At 37.2% G+C, this 15,424-nt stretch carries 16 protein-coding genes and 1 pseudogene; 15 read left to right on the forward strand and 2 right to left on the reverse strand.

The window, feature by feature from the left end:
* Window positions 1-29 precede the first annotated feature (29 nt).
* The 12 genes and pseudogenes from IGM13_RS05285 to IGM13_RS05340 all read left to right on the forward strand — a co-directional run bounded on the left by IGM13_RS05285 (window position 30) and on the right by IGM13_RS05340 (window position 10,096).
* The gene (locus IGM13_RS05285; RefSeq protein ID WP_002357972.1) at window positions 30-899 is read left to right on the forward strand and encodes a class II fructose-bisphosphate aldolase; all 870 of its coding nucleotides are present in this window, start codon (window positions 30-32) and stop codon (window positions 897-899) included.
* 173 nt (window positions 900-1,072) lie between these two features.
* The gene (locus IGM13_RS05290) at window positions 1,073-2,365 is read left to right on the forward strand and encodes a UDP-N-acetylglucosamine 1-carboxyvinyltransferase (RefSeq protein WP_002357969.1); all 1,293 of its coding nucleotides are present in this window, start codon (window positions 1,073-1,075) and stop codon (window positions 2,363-2,365) included.
* Window positions 2,362-3,654, forward strand: coding sequence for a transcription termination factor Rho (gene rho, locus IGM13_RS05295; protein WP_002357968.1), 1,293 nt, complete (start codon window positions 2,362-2,364; stop codon window positions 3,652-3,654). The genes IGM13_RS05290 and rho overlap by 4 nt, the downstream gene beginning before the upstream one ends.
* 99 nt (window positions 3,655-3,753) lie before the next feature.
* Window positions 3,754-4,023 (forward strand): type B 50S ribosomal protein L31, encoded by a 270-nt coding sequence (locus tag IGM13_RS05300; protein ID WP_002357967.1) that lies wholly within the window; start codon window positions 3,754-3,756, stop codon window positions 4,021-4,023.
* Window positions 4,024-4,338: 315 nt separating this feature from the next.
* Window positions 4,339-5,452: pseudogene (tagB, locus tag IGM13_RS05305) on the forward strand (teichoic acid biosynthesis protein TagB).
* Window positions 5,442-6,188, forward strand: a complete 747-nt coding sequence (locus IGM13_RS05310) for a WecB/TagA/CpsF family glycosyltransferase (RefSeq protein WP_002382151.1) — start codon at window positions 5,442-5,444, stop codon at window positions 6,186-6,188. The pseudogene tagB and the gene IGM13_RS05310 overlap by 11 nt, the downstream one beginning before the upstream one ends.
* A complete protein-coding gene (locus IGM13_RS05315) occupies window positions 6,189-6,782 on the forward strand; it encodes a hypothetical protein (RefSeq protein ID WP_002419184.1) in 594 nt (197 codons plus the stop codon).
* A gap of 52 nt (window positions 6,783-6,834) precedes the next feature.
* Complete coding sequence (gene tagD / locus IGM13_RS05320; protein WP_002382153.1) at window positions 6,835-7,245, forward strand: glycerol-3-phosphate cytidylyltransferase; 411 nt, start codon at window positions 6,835-6,837, stop codon at window positions 7,243-7,245.
* Between the two features lie 140 nt (window positions 7,246-7,385).
* Window positions 7,386-8,447 (forward strand): DUF916 and DUF3324 domain-containing protein, encoded by a 1,062-nt coding sequence (locus IGM13_RS05325; protein ID WP_002419183.1) that lies wholly within the window; start codon window positions 7,386-7,388, stop codon window positions 8,445-8,447.
* A complete protein-coding gene (locus tag IGM13_RS05330; protein WP_002382156.1) occupies window positions 8,440-8,652 on the forward strand; it encodes a hypothetical protein in 213 nt (70 codons plus the stop codon). The genes IGM13_RS05325 and IGM13_RS05330 overlap by 8 nt, the downstream gene beginning before the upstream one ends.
* Before the next feature lie 226 nt (window positions 8,653-8,878).
* A complete protein-coding gene (gene scrK, locus IGM13_RS05335) occupies window positions 8,879-9,757 on the forward strand; it encodes a fructokinase ScrK (protein ID WP_002361643.1) in 879 nt (292 codons plus the stop codon).
* A 90-nt stretch (window positions 9,758-9,847) separates the two neighbouring features.
* Entirely contained in the window at window positions 9,848-10,096 is a 249-nt protein-coding gene (locus IGM13_RS05340; protein WP_002357962.1) for a YtxH domain-containing protein, read from the forward strand.
* Between the two features lie 57 nt (window positions 10,097-10,153).
* Here IGM13_RS05340 and nfsA read toward each other — a convergent pair whose 3' ends face one another.
* On the reverse strand, window positions 10,154-10,888 hold the full coding sequence (nfsA, locus tag IGM13_RS05345; protein WP_002419182.1) for an oxygen-insensitive NADPH nitroreductase: 735 nt from the start codon (window positions 10,886-10,888) through the stop codon (window positions 10,154-10,156).
* Between the two features lie 83 nt (window positions 10,889-10,971).
* The gene (locus IGM13_RS05350) at window positions 10,972-11,430 is read right to left on the reverse strand and encodes an S-ribosylhomocysteine lyase (protein WP_002357960.1); all 459 of its coding nucleotides are present in this window, start codon (window positions 11,428-11,430) and stop codon (window positions 10,972-10,974) included.
* Between the two features lie 206 nt (window positions 11,431-11,636).
* Between IGM13_RS05350 and IGM13_RS05355 the strand changes: the two genes are divergently transcribed.
* Genes IGM13_RS05355 through IGM13_RS05365 form a run of 3 tightly spaced genes read left to right on the forward strand, consistent with a single transcriptional unit; the run spans window position 11,637 to window position 15,329 of the window.
* Window positions 11,637-12,704, forward strand: a complete 1,068-nt coding sequence (locus IGM13_RS05355; protein ID WP_002382160.1) for an aspartate-semialdehyde dehydrogenase — start codon at window positions 11,637-11,639, stop codon at window positions 12,702-12,704.
* A gap of 33 nt (window positions 12,705-12,737) precedes the next feature.
* Window positions 12,738-13,610, forward strand: a complete 873-nt coding sequence (dapA, locus tag IGM13_RS05360) for a 4-hydroxy-tetrahydrodipicolinate synthase (protein ID WP_048945302.1) — start codon at window positions 12,738-12,740, stop codon at window positions 13,608-13,610.
* A gap of 30 nt (window positions 13,611-13,640) precedes the next feature.
* Window positions 13,641-15,329 carry a ribonuclease J gene (locus IGM13_RS05365; protein WP_002375145.1) on the forward strand — a complete coding sequence of 563 codons (1,689 nt, stop codon included), beginning with the start codon at window positions 13,641-13,643 and terminating at the stop codon, window positions 15,327-15,329.
* Window positions 15,330-15,424: the final 95 nt, after the last annotated feature.

Raw genomic sequence — 15,424 nt, forward strand, 5'->3', positions numbered from 1 at the left:
AGTTTTTAAAAACTTAGGAGGAATTTTTTATGCCAGTAGTATCAGGAGCAGAATTCTTAAAAGCAGCACGTAAAGGCGGCTATGCAGTAGGTGGCTATAACACAAATAACTTAGAATGGACACAAGCGATTTTAGAAGCAGCAGAAGCTAAAAAAGCACCAGTTCTAATCCAAACATCAATGGGCGCTGCTAAATACATGGGCGGCTACAAAGTAGCTAAAGACATGATTACTAATTTAGTAGACTCAATGAATATCACAGTTCCAGTAGCAATTCACTTAGACCACGGTGACTATGAAGCTGCTTTAGAATGTATCGAAGTTGGCTATACTTCAATCATGTTTGATGGTTCTCACTTACCATTCGAAGAAAACTTAAAATTAGCGAAAGATGTAGTTGAAAAAGCTCACGCTAAAGGTATTTCTGTCGAATGTGAAGTTGGTTCAATCGGTGGTGAAGAAGACGGAATCATCGGTACTGGCGAATTAGCTGATATCGAAGAATGTAAACAAATGGTTGCTACAGGTATTGACTACTTAGCATGTGGTATCGGTAACATCCATGGTCAATATCCAGAAAACTGGAAAGGTTTAGCATTTGATCACTTACAAGCAATTGCTGAAGCTGTCGGTTCTGATGTACCTCTAGTATTACACGGAGGTTCTGGTATTCCTCAAGAACAAATTGAAAAAGCAATTTCAATGGGTATCTCAAAAGTTAACGTAAATACAGAATTCCAATTATCATTCGCTAAAGCAACGCGCGAATATATTGAAGCTGGTAAAGATTTAGAAGGTAAAGGATTTGACCCTCGTAAATTATTAGCACCAGGTAAAGCTGCAATCATCAAAGATGCAGAAGAACACATTGATTGGTTCGGTTCAGCTAACAAAGCTTAATCAACTAGTTACGTTAAAGACAGCCACAGCACGTGGCTGTCTTTTTTATTTTTTGTTATTTTTTCATTCTATTAAAATACCTGAGAAGTTTTCTTTTTTCTTAAGCTTGATTATGATAGAATGATTGGGTAGTTTATTTAGAAAACGTATATTACAGATAGGTGAGAATATAAATGAAAAAAATCGTAATCAATGGGAATCGTCCATTAAAGGGCGAAGTAACCATTAGCGGCGCCAAAAATAGTGTGGTCGCTTTAATTCCAGCTGCTATTTTAGCAGATTCGCCCGTGACTTTAGATGGCGTTCCTGACATTCAGGATGTTCACTCATTAATTGAAATTTTAGAAATTATGGGTGCTAAAATTACTTTTGAAAATAATACATTAATTATTGACCCAACAGAAGTTGTTTCTGTGCCAATGCCAAAAGGAAAAATCAATAGCTTACGTGCGTCCTATTATTTTATGGGCTCACTTCTTGGTCGATTTGGGGAAGGCGTTGTCGGCTTACCTGGCGGTTGTTACTTAGGACCTCGTCCAATTGATTTACATATCAAAGGATTTGAAGCATTAGGCGCTCATGTAACCAACGAACATGGGGCGATGTACTTGAGAACAGACGAAGCTGGCTTACAAGGAACACGAATTTTTATGGATATGGTATCTATTGGTGCTACAATCAATGTCATGTTAGCCGCAGTTAAAGCCAAAGGCAAAACGATTATTGAAAATGCTGCGCGTGAGCCAGAAATTATTGATATTGCTACATTATTAAATAACATGGGTGCAAAAGTCCGAGGAGCTGGAACGGACGTTATTCGGATTGAAGGTGTCGAAGAATTACATGGTTGTCGTCACTCGATTATTCCAGATCGAATTGAAGCTGGGACTTATTTAGCTATGGCAGCAGCTATGGGTGAAGGAATCAAAGTTCGAAATGTTATTTATGAGCATTTAGAAAGCTTCATTGCGAAATTGCAAGAAATGGGCGTTAAGATGACAATTGAAGAAGACATGATTGAAGTTCATCCGTCACATGATCTGAAAATGACAACGGTGAAAACCTATCCATATCCTGGTTTTGCCACAGACTTGCAACAACCGTTAACGCCATTACTTTTAAAAGCGCAAGGAACTGGTGAAATTATTGATACGATTTATGCTCAACGAAATAAGCATATCCCTGAGTTAGTGCGGATGGGGGCTGATGCTTCGGTTGAAGGCAATATGATTATTTTAAATGGTCCAAATCAATTGCACGGTGCAGAAGTAGTCGCCTCTGATTTACGGGCAGGCGCTTGCTTAGTCACTGCCGGCTTGATGGCTGAAGGTACGACCACAATTTATAATGTAGAATATATTTTACGTGGGTACGACCACATTATCGAAAAGTTAACTGCTTTGGGCGCTGATATTCAAATGCTAGAAACCGAAGAACAAGAAGGTCCGTTTGAGGTGGATCAATGAGCGACTATTTAACAATGGCTGAATTGGAAAATAGTACGTTAAAAGATATTTATGCGTACGCGAAAGAGTTTAAAATTCCTTATTATAGCCAAATGAACAAAAAAGAATTGTCTTTAGCTGTGATTCGTGCACAAGCTGAGAAGCAAGGGTTTTTCTTCATGGAAGGAATTTTAGATATTGTTTCTCAGGATGGTTATGGCTTTTTGCGGCCAATTAATTATGGACCAAGTGCAGAAGACATTTATATTTCTTCTTCTCAAATTCGTCGTTTCGGATTGAGAAATGGGGACAAAGTAGCTGGCAAGGCGCGTCCGCCAAAGGAATCAGAACGTTACTATGGACTCATGCATGTTGAAAGTGTCAATGGGAAAGATCCTGAAGAAGCGAAAGAGCGGCCACATTTTCCAGCGCTAACACCGTTGTATCCTGAAAAACAATTAACGTTAGAAACCACGGCTGGCAGATTATCAACACGAATGATTGATGTATTTGCACCAATTGGTTTTGGGCAACGTGGTTTAATTGTAGCGCCGCCAAAAGCCGGGAAAACAAGTGTTTTAAAGGAAATTGCTAATGGGATTACAGAAAATCATCCTGATGTGGAATTGATTCTGTTGTTAATTGACGAGCGTCCTGAAGAAGTGACTGATTTAGAGCGAAGCGTTAAAGGCGATGTGGTTTCTTCAACTTTTGATCAACAACCACAAAATCATACGCGAGTTGCTGAATTGGTTCTGGATCGAGCAATGCGCTTAGTTGAAGACAAACGGGACGTAGTTATTTTAATGGACAGCATCACTCGTTTAGCAAGGGCCTATAATTTAGTGGTCCCGCCTAGTGGTCGAACCTTAAGTGGCGGAATAGATCCAGCTGCGTTTTTCAAACCTAAACGATTTTTTGGTGCTGCCAGAAATATCGAAGAAGGGGGCAGTCTGACTATTTTAGCCACGGCATTGGTGGATACAGGTAGCCGAATGGATGATGTCATCTATGAAGAATTCAAAGGCACAGGCAACATGGAGCTCCATTTATCTCGTGAATTAGCAGAGCGCCGTATTTTCCCAGCAATTGATATTAAAAAATCAAGTACGCGAAAAGAAGAATTGCTAATGACACCAGAACAACTAGAAGAAACGTGGAAATTGAGAAATAATATGTCAGGAGACTCGCTGGAATATACGGATCAATTCATAAAAATGTTAAAACGGACCCAAAATAATCAACAATTATTTGAAGTTTTCCATGATGTTTCGTTTGGTAAACAAATTAAAAGAAATCCAAAAAGATAATTGCATACCAACTGAAAACATGGTAAGATAGCATTGTTGTATACCGACAAAATAACTCTGATACAGCAAATGGATCAGGGCAAAGGAGCGAAAAAACGTATGAAACAAGATATCCATCCAAATTACCAACCAGTAGTATTCATGGATTCAACAACAGGTTTCAAATTCCTTTCAGGTTCAACTAAAGGATCTTCAGAAACTGTTGAATGGGAAGATGGCAACACTTATCCATTATTACGTGTTGAGGTTACTTCAGACTCACACCCATTCTACACTGGTCGTCAAAAATTCACACAAGCCGACGGACGTGTGGACCGTTTCAACAAAAAATACGGTCTCAAAGACGAAAACGCAAATCCAGACGCATAGTCTTTCAAAACATTGTTATGACAAGGTTTATAGAGGTTTTCCACTGTGGTGGGAAACCTCTTTTTTTGTTGGATATGCATTTTTCAACTCAGAGAATTAATTAAATATTATTTTATTTAATTAAAAGTACAGCTAGCCCGTATACCGTATAATTTAAATTATTTGGATAGTATACATATTGTAAAGTGCAATTGTCTTTTTAGAATCTTTAAGGTATAATTTGTTTTAATGAGTTTATATGTAAGCTTTTTCTTTTTAAAGACTTTGATCATATCTTTTTTATAAGAAAACTATTGGTTGTGAAAGGATATAAAAGTGCTAAAACAATTGTACTTAACAGTATTAAGACGGAGACCATACAAACATAAAAAAGTAAAAATTGTGTACATAATGAGTTTCCCAAGAAATGATGGACATTTAATTGAACAATTAGAACAACACTATCACGGAATGATAATAGTACTTTATACAAAAAATTGTCAATCATATGCAGCATCCTTAAATCAAAAAGGCATAAAGACGATACTTTTTGATAAGAAGACTTTGCTGATTACAACGGCGATTTCATACTTGAAGTCAGCGCCGCTAATTTTTGTAGATAATTATTTTCCAGAATTGGCAATTTTAAAAAACGAGCAAGTAGTTATCCAGTTATGGCATGCAAATGGGGCTTTAAAACAGTTTGGCTGGGGCGCGTATCATACGAATCAAAGAAGTCGCAAAGATCAAATCAGGTTTCAAAAAGTTTACGATAAAATGAATTATTTTATCGTTAATTCACTAAAAATGGAAGCAATTTTTAGAAACAATTATCGTCTCGAGAATGCTCAATTTTGTCATTTTGGTTCGCCACGTCTTGCTTATCTTGAAAAATTAGAGATAGGAGAAACAAATCAGAATAACAAAATTTTATATGCACCAACTTATCGAGAGGGATCGAACGAAATGATGCTTGTGATAAATCAAGCAATAAAGGCTTTTTCTGCTATGCCAAAGTTTCATTTTTATATGAAATTACATCCATCAATCCAGTTAGATGCCATTGAACTACCGAGAAATGTTTCTATTTGGGAAAAGCATATTTTTGAAAGCTTTAGTGAAATAGACTACTTGATTACTGATTATTCGAGTGTGGTCTTTGAATACATGCATGTTAAAGAGCAACCGAACATTTTATTTTTTTGTCCAGATTTAGAAAAATATGCATTAAATCCTGGAATTGAGCCTGATTTTTTTGAATATTTACCAGGACCGTTAGTTGAAAATGAAAAACAGTTGATTGTGGCATTGTCAAATTTTTCAATAAATAGTTATAAAGATAATATTGCTAGAATTAACGAAGAATGGAATCAATATCAGTCAAAAGAGACCATTAATAAAATAGTAGAGTTGGTAGAGAGAATCTTGGGGGGGATTTTGTGAAAAGTAAGGTACGCACTGAATATATTGGGGGATTACCAGTTGACGTATTAACACATCAAGAAATTATGGATGACTTAGAAAGTTATCTCAAAGCTAAAGAGAAAATGATTGTAACTAGCGTTAATCCGCAGATTTCATTGTTAGCATTTGAATATCCAGAAGTTAAGTTATATTTGAAAAGAGCAACTCATCGGATTGCAGATGGGATAGGTGTGGTCAAGGCATCGAAGCTAACGGGTGGGTCTATTCGTGAAAGAGTTACAGGAATTGATGTCATGGATAATTTTTTAGAGTATGCAAATCAACATAAGGAACGAATCTTCTTGTATGGTGCAAAGCAAGAAGTAGTTGAAGCAGCAGCTAAAAATATTCAACAACAATATCCAGGGATTGTTATTAGCGGTATTTTACATGGCTATACAAAGAAAAAACAGCAAGAAATTGTGGAACAAATTAATAAAGCTGAACCAAGGTTTGTCTTTGTAGCATTAGGTTCACCGAAACAAGAGATTTTTTTGGAACAAACAATTGATCACCTGACAGCTAATGTATTTTTAGACGTAGGCGGTACTTTTGACGTATTAGCTGGATCAGTAAAAAGAGCGCCAGAATTTTATATAAATCACAATTTGGAATGGTTATATCGTTGTTTGACAATGAAGAGATACGATCGGTTAATGCAAATTCCTAAATATATTTATTTGACTATTAAGTATCGGAACAACAAGTCTAGGGGGCAGTAAATGATTATTTTGTTTATTTGGGAAAATGACGTAGACACAACTTTTTATATCGTAAAAATAGGGAAAGATGAGAAGTTCATTTTACGAGTACCACCTATTCACAAACTAAGTGAATTTGTTCAAAATAATCAATGGAATAGTTTGATAGAAGAATTAAGAAGATTGTCTTCATACGAAGTAAATGAGTACATAATTATAAAAAAAGCAATGCTTTTTTCGTATCTTTTTGAAGACGATAAAGAAATTGTTATTTCAAATCAAAGCGAGCGGCATCTAATAGATCAAAATGGCAAAGAATGGTTTTTACCAAAAGGAAAAGTTGCTGTAAATCAAGAGGTGGTTGCAGAATATCTTCGTTTTAGTCATTCAGATGCTGAACGTTCATTTGAGCATCAGGAACACATTTTTCGTTTAACGAAAATTAAATTATTAAAAGATAAAAATCCGTTGAAATTGCAAAAGCAGTTAAAACAATTAAAAAAAGTTACAACAACGTCTTTCTCTATAAAATCTCTGAGTAAGTTATTACTAATCTATACTGCTACAGAAAATAAAAAATTTGATCGAAAAACCATCAAAGTCAATCAAAAGTAGCATTTTTCTATTCACAAAAATTGATAATTAACGAAGAAATATCAAAGTACAAATGGAGGTTTTTATGAAAAAAATACTTACTTACGGCACATTTGACCTCCTGCACTATGGTCATATTAATTTGTTGAAAAAAGCGAAACAACAAGGGGATTACCTGATTGTTGGACTTTCAACAGATGCTTTTAATTTAGAAAAAAAGAAACAAAGTTATTTTTCATATGAAAAACGTAAACAATTATTAGAGGCAATTCGTTATGTTGATTTAGTTATTCCTGAAACTAGTTGGAAGCAAAAAGTTTCCGATATTGCTGAATTTAAAATTGATACGTTAGTCATGGGCGACGATTGGCAAGGGGCTTTTGATTTTCTAGAAGTTGAAACAACTGCAAAGGTTCTTTATTTGCCACGAACGCCAGAAGTATCAACCACACAGATAAAAAAAGAATTATATTATAATGAATGATAAAAAAGTCTCCTTGGTATTTTTCAAGGAGACTTTTTTTCAAGATTATCCTTCCCAAAGGTCAAAGATTGATCATCATTGTTTCGCTGATTTGTTAGACTAGTAAGTACATTCAGCTTTATAAAGGAGATCTTGAAGAAATGAGTAGAAAAAAAGTCGGTGTTTTCTGTCTATTTCTGTTTTTTACATTTTTTATTATTGTTCCAAAAGTAGAAGCTACAGAAGAAATGAAGACTAAATTTACAGTAACGCCTGTTTTACCAGAAAATCAAGTGTCAGGAACATCTAGTTATTATGATTTAATTCTGGCACCAAAGCAATCTTCCACTATTGTCTTAGACATAAAAAATAAGACAGACGAAAAATTGTCCATCGTATTGACTCTAGCAAATGCATCAACAAATGATAATGGGTTGATTGTGTACAATGATTTTGATAAACCACTTGATTCATCGTTAAAGGTTCCGCTGACAGACTTAGTTACTTTAGAAAATGAGGAAGTGAGTGTGCCGCCTCATCAAACAGTATCAGCAAAGATGAAGGTGAAGGGACTTGATCAGCCTATCAAAGGAGTTGTTTTAGGCGGGGTTTACGCGCATCTCAAAGATGAAAAAGAGGAAGAGACCCAAACAACGGGCTTAACTAGTCACTACGGGTTTAATGTTGCGATTGCCATGAGGAGTGCTGAGAATGCTCCTTTAACAGAAGTGAACCAACTGAAATTAACGAAAGTAACACCTACAATTGCTTTAGGGGCCAAATCACTAAAGGCGGTCATTCAAAATCCGTATGCTGCTATTTTTCCAGAAGTTCGTTTAGAAGGTCAAGTGATAAAAAAAGGATCCTCTAAAAAAATTGCACAACGGACACTAAAAAATGTTCGTTTTGCCCCAAATAGTTCCATGAATTTTCATCTTGATTTGGGTAAACAACCGCTAGATGCTGGGACTTATATATTTACAGGACGTGCTATTTTACAACAAGATGAACAACAGTCTTGGCCTTTTCAACAAGAATTTACGATTAACACTCGTGAAGCAAAAAAATTGAATCAAGAAGCTATGGTCAAATGGGTCCTACCCACATGGTGGTTACCGACTTTCTACACATTGTTAGTAATCACAATCGGGGCAATTTGTAGTATCATTTGGCGCAATAATTATCAAAAAACAAGCGAAAAGGAGAGTGAGAATAATGGCTAGTTGGTTTTGGTTGTCTGGCGGTTTAGCGGTCATTTGTTTTATGTTTTTCCTCTTTTCTTTGCTGACTAGTATGAGTTTTATTCAGCATGCAAAAGAACCCAGAAGTATTCTAAAAGAAACGCTTTTAAGTTGGTTAATGCTTTTACTTAGTGGTGGCTGGATTGCAATCGGACTATTGTTATATTTTTCGCTAAAGAATCAATAAACAAAAAACGAGCATTCATTGTTAGATAACCGTGAATGCTCGTTTTTTTGTTTTAGGAAAATGCTCTTTAGCAACTTGCCAGATTTCATTGGGCAACCTGACTGAAATTGTTAAATTGTTCTGTCGAAACGACAAAAAAGTGGTAAACTAAACGTGTATGTTAGTTATTTAATCAAAAGTAATGTATCCGCTTACTTATAAAATGGAAACGAAGGAGCATATTGCAATGACAGAAAAACTTTTAGGAAGTATCGAAGCCGGTGGCACAAAATTTGTATGTGGCGTTGGGACAGATGATTTGACCATCGTAGAACGTGTCAGTTTTCCCACAACAACCCCAGAAGAAACAATGAAAAAAGTAATAGAATTTTTTCAACAATATCCTTTAAAAGCGATTGGGATTGGTTCGTTTGGTCCGATTGATATTCACGTTGATTCTCCTACGTATGGTTATATCACTTCTACACCAAAATTAGCTTGGCGTAACTTTGACTTGTTAGGAACTATGAAACAACATTTTGATGTGCCAATGGCTTGGACAACGGATGTGAATGCTGCGGCATATGGTGAGTATGTTGCTGGAAATGGGCAACATACATCTAGTTGTGTATATTATACAATTGGAACTGGTGTTGGCGCTGGAGCGATTCAAAACGGTGAGTTTATTGAAGGCTTTAGCCACCCAGAAATGGGGCATGCGTTAGTCCGTCGTCATCCTGAAGATACGTATGCAGGAAATTGTCCTTATCATGGAGATTGTTTAGAAGGGATTGCAGCAGGACCAGCAGTTGAAGGTCGTTCTGGTAAAAAAGGACATTTATTGGAAGAGGATCATAAAACTTGGGAACTAGAAGCTTATTATTTAGCGCAAGCGGCGTACAATACGACTTTATTATTAGCGCCAGAAGTGATCATTTTAGGCGGCGGCGTCATGAAACAACGTCATTTGATGCCGAAAGTTCGTGAAAAATTTGCTGAATTAGTCAATGGATATGTGGAAACACCGCCTTTAGAAAAATACTTGGTGACGCCTCTTTTAGAAGATAATCCAGGAACAATTGGTTGCTTTGCCTTGGCAAAAAAAGCTTTAATGGCTCAAAAATAACCATTTATTCGTAGTTCATGCATTATATTTGAAGGAAATGGCTAAGAATGATACTCTTATTATGTAATTAATTATTTAGGAGGGATTAGCATGGCAGATTTAAAAGGACGTTTTGACGATGCAAAAGATAAAGTAGAAGGTACTGCAAAAGAAGCGCAAGGCAAAGTTACGGATGATAAAGGCAAAGAACTTGAAGGAAAAGCTCAATCAACCTTTGCTGACGTAAAAGACAAAGCACGTGATGCCGGCGACGACCTTAAAGAAGGCGCTGAAAAATTAACTGATAAAGTTAAAGAAGGCTTTGAAGACTTAAAAGACAAATTTAGTAAAGATAAATAAAAATTAACAAAAGAGCGTGGGCTTACGTTGAAATAACGTAGGCCCACGCTCTTTTGTTTAGACATCAAATCCTTGCTTCTGTAAAAATGTTTTTACTTCTGGGCGACGATTATAAGAAAAATAGGATAAAGACTTCTGTGACCAATCCGCTGTTTGGGCGTTACTTGAGCGGCTGGCATAGTAATCTTTTAATAATTCATCGTACGCGTGCATATCTGTCAATTTGTCTGATTGGTAGTGATTTTCGCTTAAAATATTTTCAAAAGGCATCCGTGGTTTTACACCATTTAACGTTTCTGGTACACCAATCGTTAATCCAAAAAGTGGTACAGTTAACTCAGGCAAAGATAAGCGTTTGGCCACTGTGTCTAAGTCATTTCGAATGCCGCCAATATAACAAATCCCTAAATCCATAGATTCAGCTGCAATGGCCATGTTTTGCGCAGCAATCGTTGTATCAACGGCAGCTACTAATAATGATTCTGGTGTCTTTAAGGGTTCTAACGATTGCCCCTCTTTTGACAAAATCGTTGCATGACGATACAAATCAGCAACAAAAACATAGAACACACCAGTGTTAACAACATAGTCTTCACAATTCGCTAAACGTCCCAATTCTCTGCGTAGCTCAGGATCTTTGATTTCTATAATTGTATAAGCTTGTAAAAAATTGGAGCTTGATCCTGCTTGAGCTGCAGTAATTAACTGTTGTTTCTGCTTGTCCGTTAACGCTTGCTTTTTAAAATGACGAACGGAACAGTGACTTAGTAATTGTTCGATTGTTTGATTCATAAAAAACCTCCGTTTAAATTAAGAAAGAGAACAGAAAAACCCACAGCTTAATAGTGGGTTTCTCTGTCGTTAATTGCTAAAGATTACAGAATACGTTCAAATGGATCTAAACTAATTCCTTGGTCTAAGACGATTTTTGCGTATTCTTTCGCTGCAAATAAAGAATGATCTTTGTAGTTTCCGCACTCTTTTGCAGAGACTGCTGGAACAACTTCTGTATTGATTACTTTGTTTAAAACGTTGACTAATGCATCACGGATTTCTTGTGGTGAATGTTGATCCCACATAATCATATAAAAACCAGTGCGGCAACCCATTGGCGAAATGTCAATGATTCCTTTTAATTCATCACGCATGTTAACTGCTAATAAATGTTCCAACGTGTGTAATGCGCCTGTTGGTAGGGCATCTTTGTTTGGTTGTAAGAAACGTAAGTCATATTTTTCGACTAACGCATCACCATTTTGTTCTGTGCCAGCAAGGCGAACATATGGTGCTTTTACTGTGTTGTGATCTAATTCAAAACTTTCTACGCGTGCCATGAAATTTCGCTCCCTTTATAATTAAATTCGTTTTAACTATAACAAATTTAAGTCAAAAGTCAATGGATAGTCCTTTGATGGGTAATAGTTTTAAAATATCATGGGAAAATAAAAAAATCATTTTTTTGACTATGTAGGTTTTTTCAATACTATGGTAAAATAGGACAAGTAGCTTTTACAAGAAGGTAAGAGGGGAGTATGAAAATATGGGAAAAGAATATCATGTTGCCGTGGTAGGAGCAACAGGTGCTGTCGGGACAAGAATGATTGAATTGTTAGCAGAAACAAGTTTGCCAATTGCCAGTGTGAGGTTATTGGCGTCTAAGCGTTCTGCTGGACAAGAGATTCAGTTTAAAGGACAACCTCTTATCGTGGAAGAATTAGTCCCGGAATCATTTGAAGGAATCGATTTAGCATTATTTAGTGCTGGTGGGGGTATTTCCGAAAAGTTTGCACCAGAAGCAGTTAAGCGCGGAGCTGTCGTTGTTGACAACACTAGCCATTTTAGAATGGCAAAAGATGTTCCTTTAGTTGTTCCAGAAGTGAATCCGGAAGCCTTGAAAAATCATCAGGGAATTATCGCAAATCCCAATTGTTCTACGATTCAAATGATGGTGGCCTTGGAACCGATTCGGCAAGCGTTTGGCTTAGAACGAATCATCGTTTCAACGTATCAAGCTGTGAGTGGCGCAGGTATCCGTGCAATTAATGAGCTAAAAGAACAAGCCGAAGATTTTTTAGAGGGAAAACCTGTCAGCGAATGGTCAGCTGAAATTTTGCCAGCTAGCAGTGACAAAAAACATTATCCAATTGCTTTTAATGCGTTACCTCAAATCGATGTTTTTTCAGAAGCAGGGTATACCTACGAAGAATGGAAAATGATGAATGAAACAAAAAAAATCATGGGAGACAACAAGCTAAAAGTCGTTGCCACCTGTGTCCGTATTCCGGTAATTTCAGGACATTCTGAATCTGTTTATATAGAAGTGAAACAAGCAGATGCATCGGTTTCAGCCATCCAAGAATTAATGGCGCAAGCTCCAGGTGTAATTTTGCAAGATGAGCCAAGTGAACAACTATATCCACAAGCGCTAAATAGCGTCAACCAGAAAGAAACATTTGTCGGCCGTATTCGTCAAGACGTTGACGTGAAGAACGGTTTCCATTTATGGATTGTGTCAGACAACCTATTAAAAGGAGCTGCTTGGAACTCGGTCCAAATTGCTGAAACGCTACACGAAATGAATTTGCTTCGTGTACCTGAAAACGACTAGAAGGTTTGTATTGTATACTCGGGAGGGAATAGGATGGATTTAACGAATGCAACAATTATTACGGCAATGGTTACGCCGTTTCAAGAATCGGGAGAAATAGATTTTGATAAACTACCGCAATTGGTAGACTATTTATTGGCCAATCATACAGAAGGCGTTATTTTAGCAGGAACAACTGGTGAATCACCCACGTTGACTCATGAAGAAGAATTACAATTATTCCAGCGAATTATTGAACTGATCGACGGACGTATTCCGATTATTTGTGGTGTAGGTACGAATGATACACGTGACTCTGTCGCTTTTGTGAAAGAGTTAGCGACAATCGCTGGTATCGATGCTGTTTTGGCGGTTGTTCCTTATTATAATAAACCAAATCAAGAAGGTATGTACCAACATTTTAAAACCATCGCAGAAGCAAGTGAACTGCCAATTATTTTGTATAATGTTCCTGGTAGAACGGCTGCATGTCTAAAAGTGGAAACTACTTTGCGCTTAGCACAATTGGAAAAAATTGTGGCGATTAAAGAATGTGCAGGGTTAGATGCAATTACTGAGTTGATTGAAAGAGCGCCAAAAGACTTTCTAGTGTATACTGGAGAAGACGGGTTGGCTTTTGCCACCAAGGCACTTGGCGGACAAGGGGTTATTTCGGTAGCCAGTCATGTCTTCGGTTCGTCAATGTATGAGATGTATCAAGCGCTGGAGCAGGGGAACTTGCCGGAAGCGGCTAAAATTCAACGACAGTTATTACCAAAAATGAACGCATTGTTTTCAGTGCCTTCGCCGGCACCCGTGAAAGCGGCCTTAAATCATTTAGGTATTCCTGTTGGAAATTTACGGTTACCTCTAGTTGCTTGTACACCAGAAGAAGAGCAAAGAATTATTCGCACGTTAGAGATTTAAAGAACGTGTAATCATAGAGAGGTGAAAAGAGTGAGTACAATAAAAATCGTTCCATTAGGCGGCGTTCGTGAAAATGGAAAAAATATGTACGTTGCTGAAGTGGAAGATGAAATTTTTGTACTGGATTGTGGATTACAATATCCAGAGAACGAACTTTTAGGAATTGACGTCGTCATTCCGGATTTTACGTATTTAGAAGAAAATAGTGAACGAATTGCAGGGGTCTTTTTAACACATGGCCATGCAGATGCAATTGGGGCCTTACCGTATTTGCTTTCAAAAATTCAAGTGCCTGTTTTTGGGACAGAATTAACGATTGAACTAGCAAAACTAAGTGTCAACAGTCATGCGGAAACGAAGAAATTTAAAGATTTCCATGTGATTGACCCGCATACAGAAATTGATTTTGGTCAAGCAACGGTGAGCTTCTTTAAAACAACGCACACCATTCCAGATTCGATTGGCGTTAGTATCAAAACAAAAGAAGGTAACATTGTTTATACTGGTGATTTTAAATTTGATCAAAGTGCGATTGAGATGTATCAAACCGATTACGGCCGCTTAGCTGAAATTGGGAAAGAAGGCGTCTTGGCGCTACTTAGTGATTCATCAAATGCTGAAAACCCAGTCCAAGTTGCTTCCGAAGCCCAAATCGCTGATGAAGTGTTCGACACGATTCGCTATTGGGAAGGACGAATCATCGTGGCATGTGTGGCAAGTAATTTGCAACGGGTCCAACAAGTATTGAATGCAGCGGATCGTTCTGGTCGTAAAGTCGTTTTGACAGGCCAAGATTTTGAACGGATTATTCGGACGGCGATGAAATTGGAAAAATTACAATTGCCAAGCGAAGATCTATTAGTGAAACCAAAAGAAATGAAAAAATATGCACCCGAACAGTTATTAATTTTAGAAACAGGCCGAATGGGAGAACCGATTAAGTCACTTCAAAAAATGGCTAATAATACACATGGTGTCGTTCGAATTGAAGAAGGCGATTTAGTTTATATTACGACAACGCCGACAACGGCCATGGAAACAACGGTTGCTAAAACAGAGGATATTGTCTATCGGGCCGGTGCTACGGTGAAGCAAATTTCCGACAATTTACGTGTGTCTGGTCACGCTAATCCGAATGACTTGCAATTGATGTTGAACTTAATGAAACCCAAATATTTCATTCCTGTCCAAGGTGAATACCGCCAGTTAGCTGCGCATGCGGACTTAGCACACGAAATTGGCATGCCTTACAAAGATATCTTTATTACAGGTCGTGGGGACATTCTAGAGTATACAAAAGGTAGAATGTCGGTAGCTGGCAGCACAACGGCCGAAAATATTATGATTGACGGGATTGGTGTCGGCGATATTGGTAATATCGTTTTACGGGATCGTCGTATTCTTTCCGAAGATGGTATTTTTGTGGCTGTCGTGACAATTAATCGCCGAGAAAAACGAATTGTTTCACCAGCTAAAATTACTTCTAGAGGTTTTGTTTACGTTAAAACAAGTAAAGACCTAATGAAAGAAAGTAGCAATATTGTTACAGAAATTGTTGAAAAGCATTTAGAAAGTGACGATTTTGAATGGAGCAAACTGAAACAAGAAATCCGCGAAAATTTAAGTCGTTATTTATTTGAACAAACCAAACGTCGTCCTGTGATCTTACCAGTTATCATGGAAGCGACGCAACGCAAGCGTCCCAAAAATAACGCATAGTTCGTCCTGATAAAAGCAGGTGATTTTAGGAGAAATTCTTCTAAAGTCATCTGTTCTTTTTTGTAACTTTCTTCTATAAATATGGTACTATTAAT

The sequence above is a fragment of the Enterococcus sp. DIV0561 genome (genome assembly GCF_050539875.1).
GTDB classification, from domain to species: Bacteria; Bacillota; Bacilli; order Lactobacillales; family Enterococcaceae; genus Enterococcus; species Enterococcus faecalis.

Bases quoted from the DNA above. Each gene is read 5' to 3' on its own strand.
- IGM13_RS05355 (WP_002382160.1), top strand. From the start codon at position 11,637: ATGGGAAAAGAATATCATGTTGCCGTGGTAGGAGCAACAGGTGCTGTC.
- dapA (WP_048945302.1), top strand. From the start codon at position 12,738: ATGGATTTAACGAATGCAACAATTATTACGGCAATGGTTACGCCGTTT.
- tagD (WP_002382153.1), top strand. From the start codon at position 6,835: ATGGAGGTTTTTATGAAAAAAATACTTACTTACGGCACATTTGACCTC.
- nfsA (WP_002419182.1), bottom strand. From the start codon at position 10,888: ATGAATCAAACAATCGAACAATTACTAAGTCACTGTTCCGTTCGTCAT.
- rho (WP_002357968.1), top strand. From the start codon at position 2,362: ATGAGCGACTATTTAACAATGGCTGAATTGGAAAATAGTACGTTAAAA.
- IGM13_RS05325 (WP_002419183.1), top strand. From the start codon at position 7,386: ATGAGTAGAAAAAAAGTCGGTGTTTTCTGTCTATTTCTGTTTTTTACA.
- scrK (WP_002361643.1), top strand. From the start codon at position 8,879: ATGACAGAAAAACTTTTAGGAAGTATCGAAGCCGGTGGCACAAAATTT.
- IGM13_RS05350 (WP_002357960.1), bottom strand. From the start codon at position 11,430: ATGGCACGCGTAGAAAGTTTTGAATTAGATCACAACACAGTAAAAGCA.
- IGM13_RS05340 (WP_002357962.1), top strand. From the start codon at position 9,848: ATGGCAGATTTAAAAGGACGTTTTGACGATGCAAAAGATAAAGTAGAA.
- IGM13_RS05300 (WP_002357967.1), top strand. From the start codon at position 3,754: ATGAAACAAGATATCCATCCAAATTACCAACCAGTAGTATTCATGGAT.
- IGM13_RS05330 (WP_002382156.1), top strand. From the start codon at position 8,440: ATGGCTAGTTGGTTTTGGTTGTCTGGCGGTTTAGCGGTCATTTGTTTT.
- IGM13_RS05290 (WP_002357969.1), top strand. From the start codon at position 1,073: ATGAAAAAAATCGTAATCAATGGGAATCGTCCATTAAAGGGCGAAGTA.
- IGM13_RS05315 (WP_002419184.1), top strand. From the start codon at position 6,189: ATGATTATTTTGTTTATTTGGGAAAATGACGTAGACACAACTTTTTAT.
- IGM13_RS05285 (WP_002357972.1), top strand. From the start codon at position 30: ATGCCAGTAGTATCAGGAGCAGAATTCTTAAAAGCAGCACGTAAAGGC.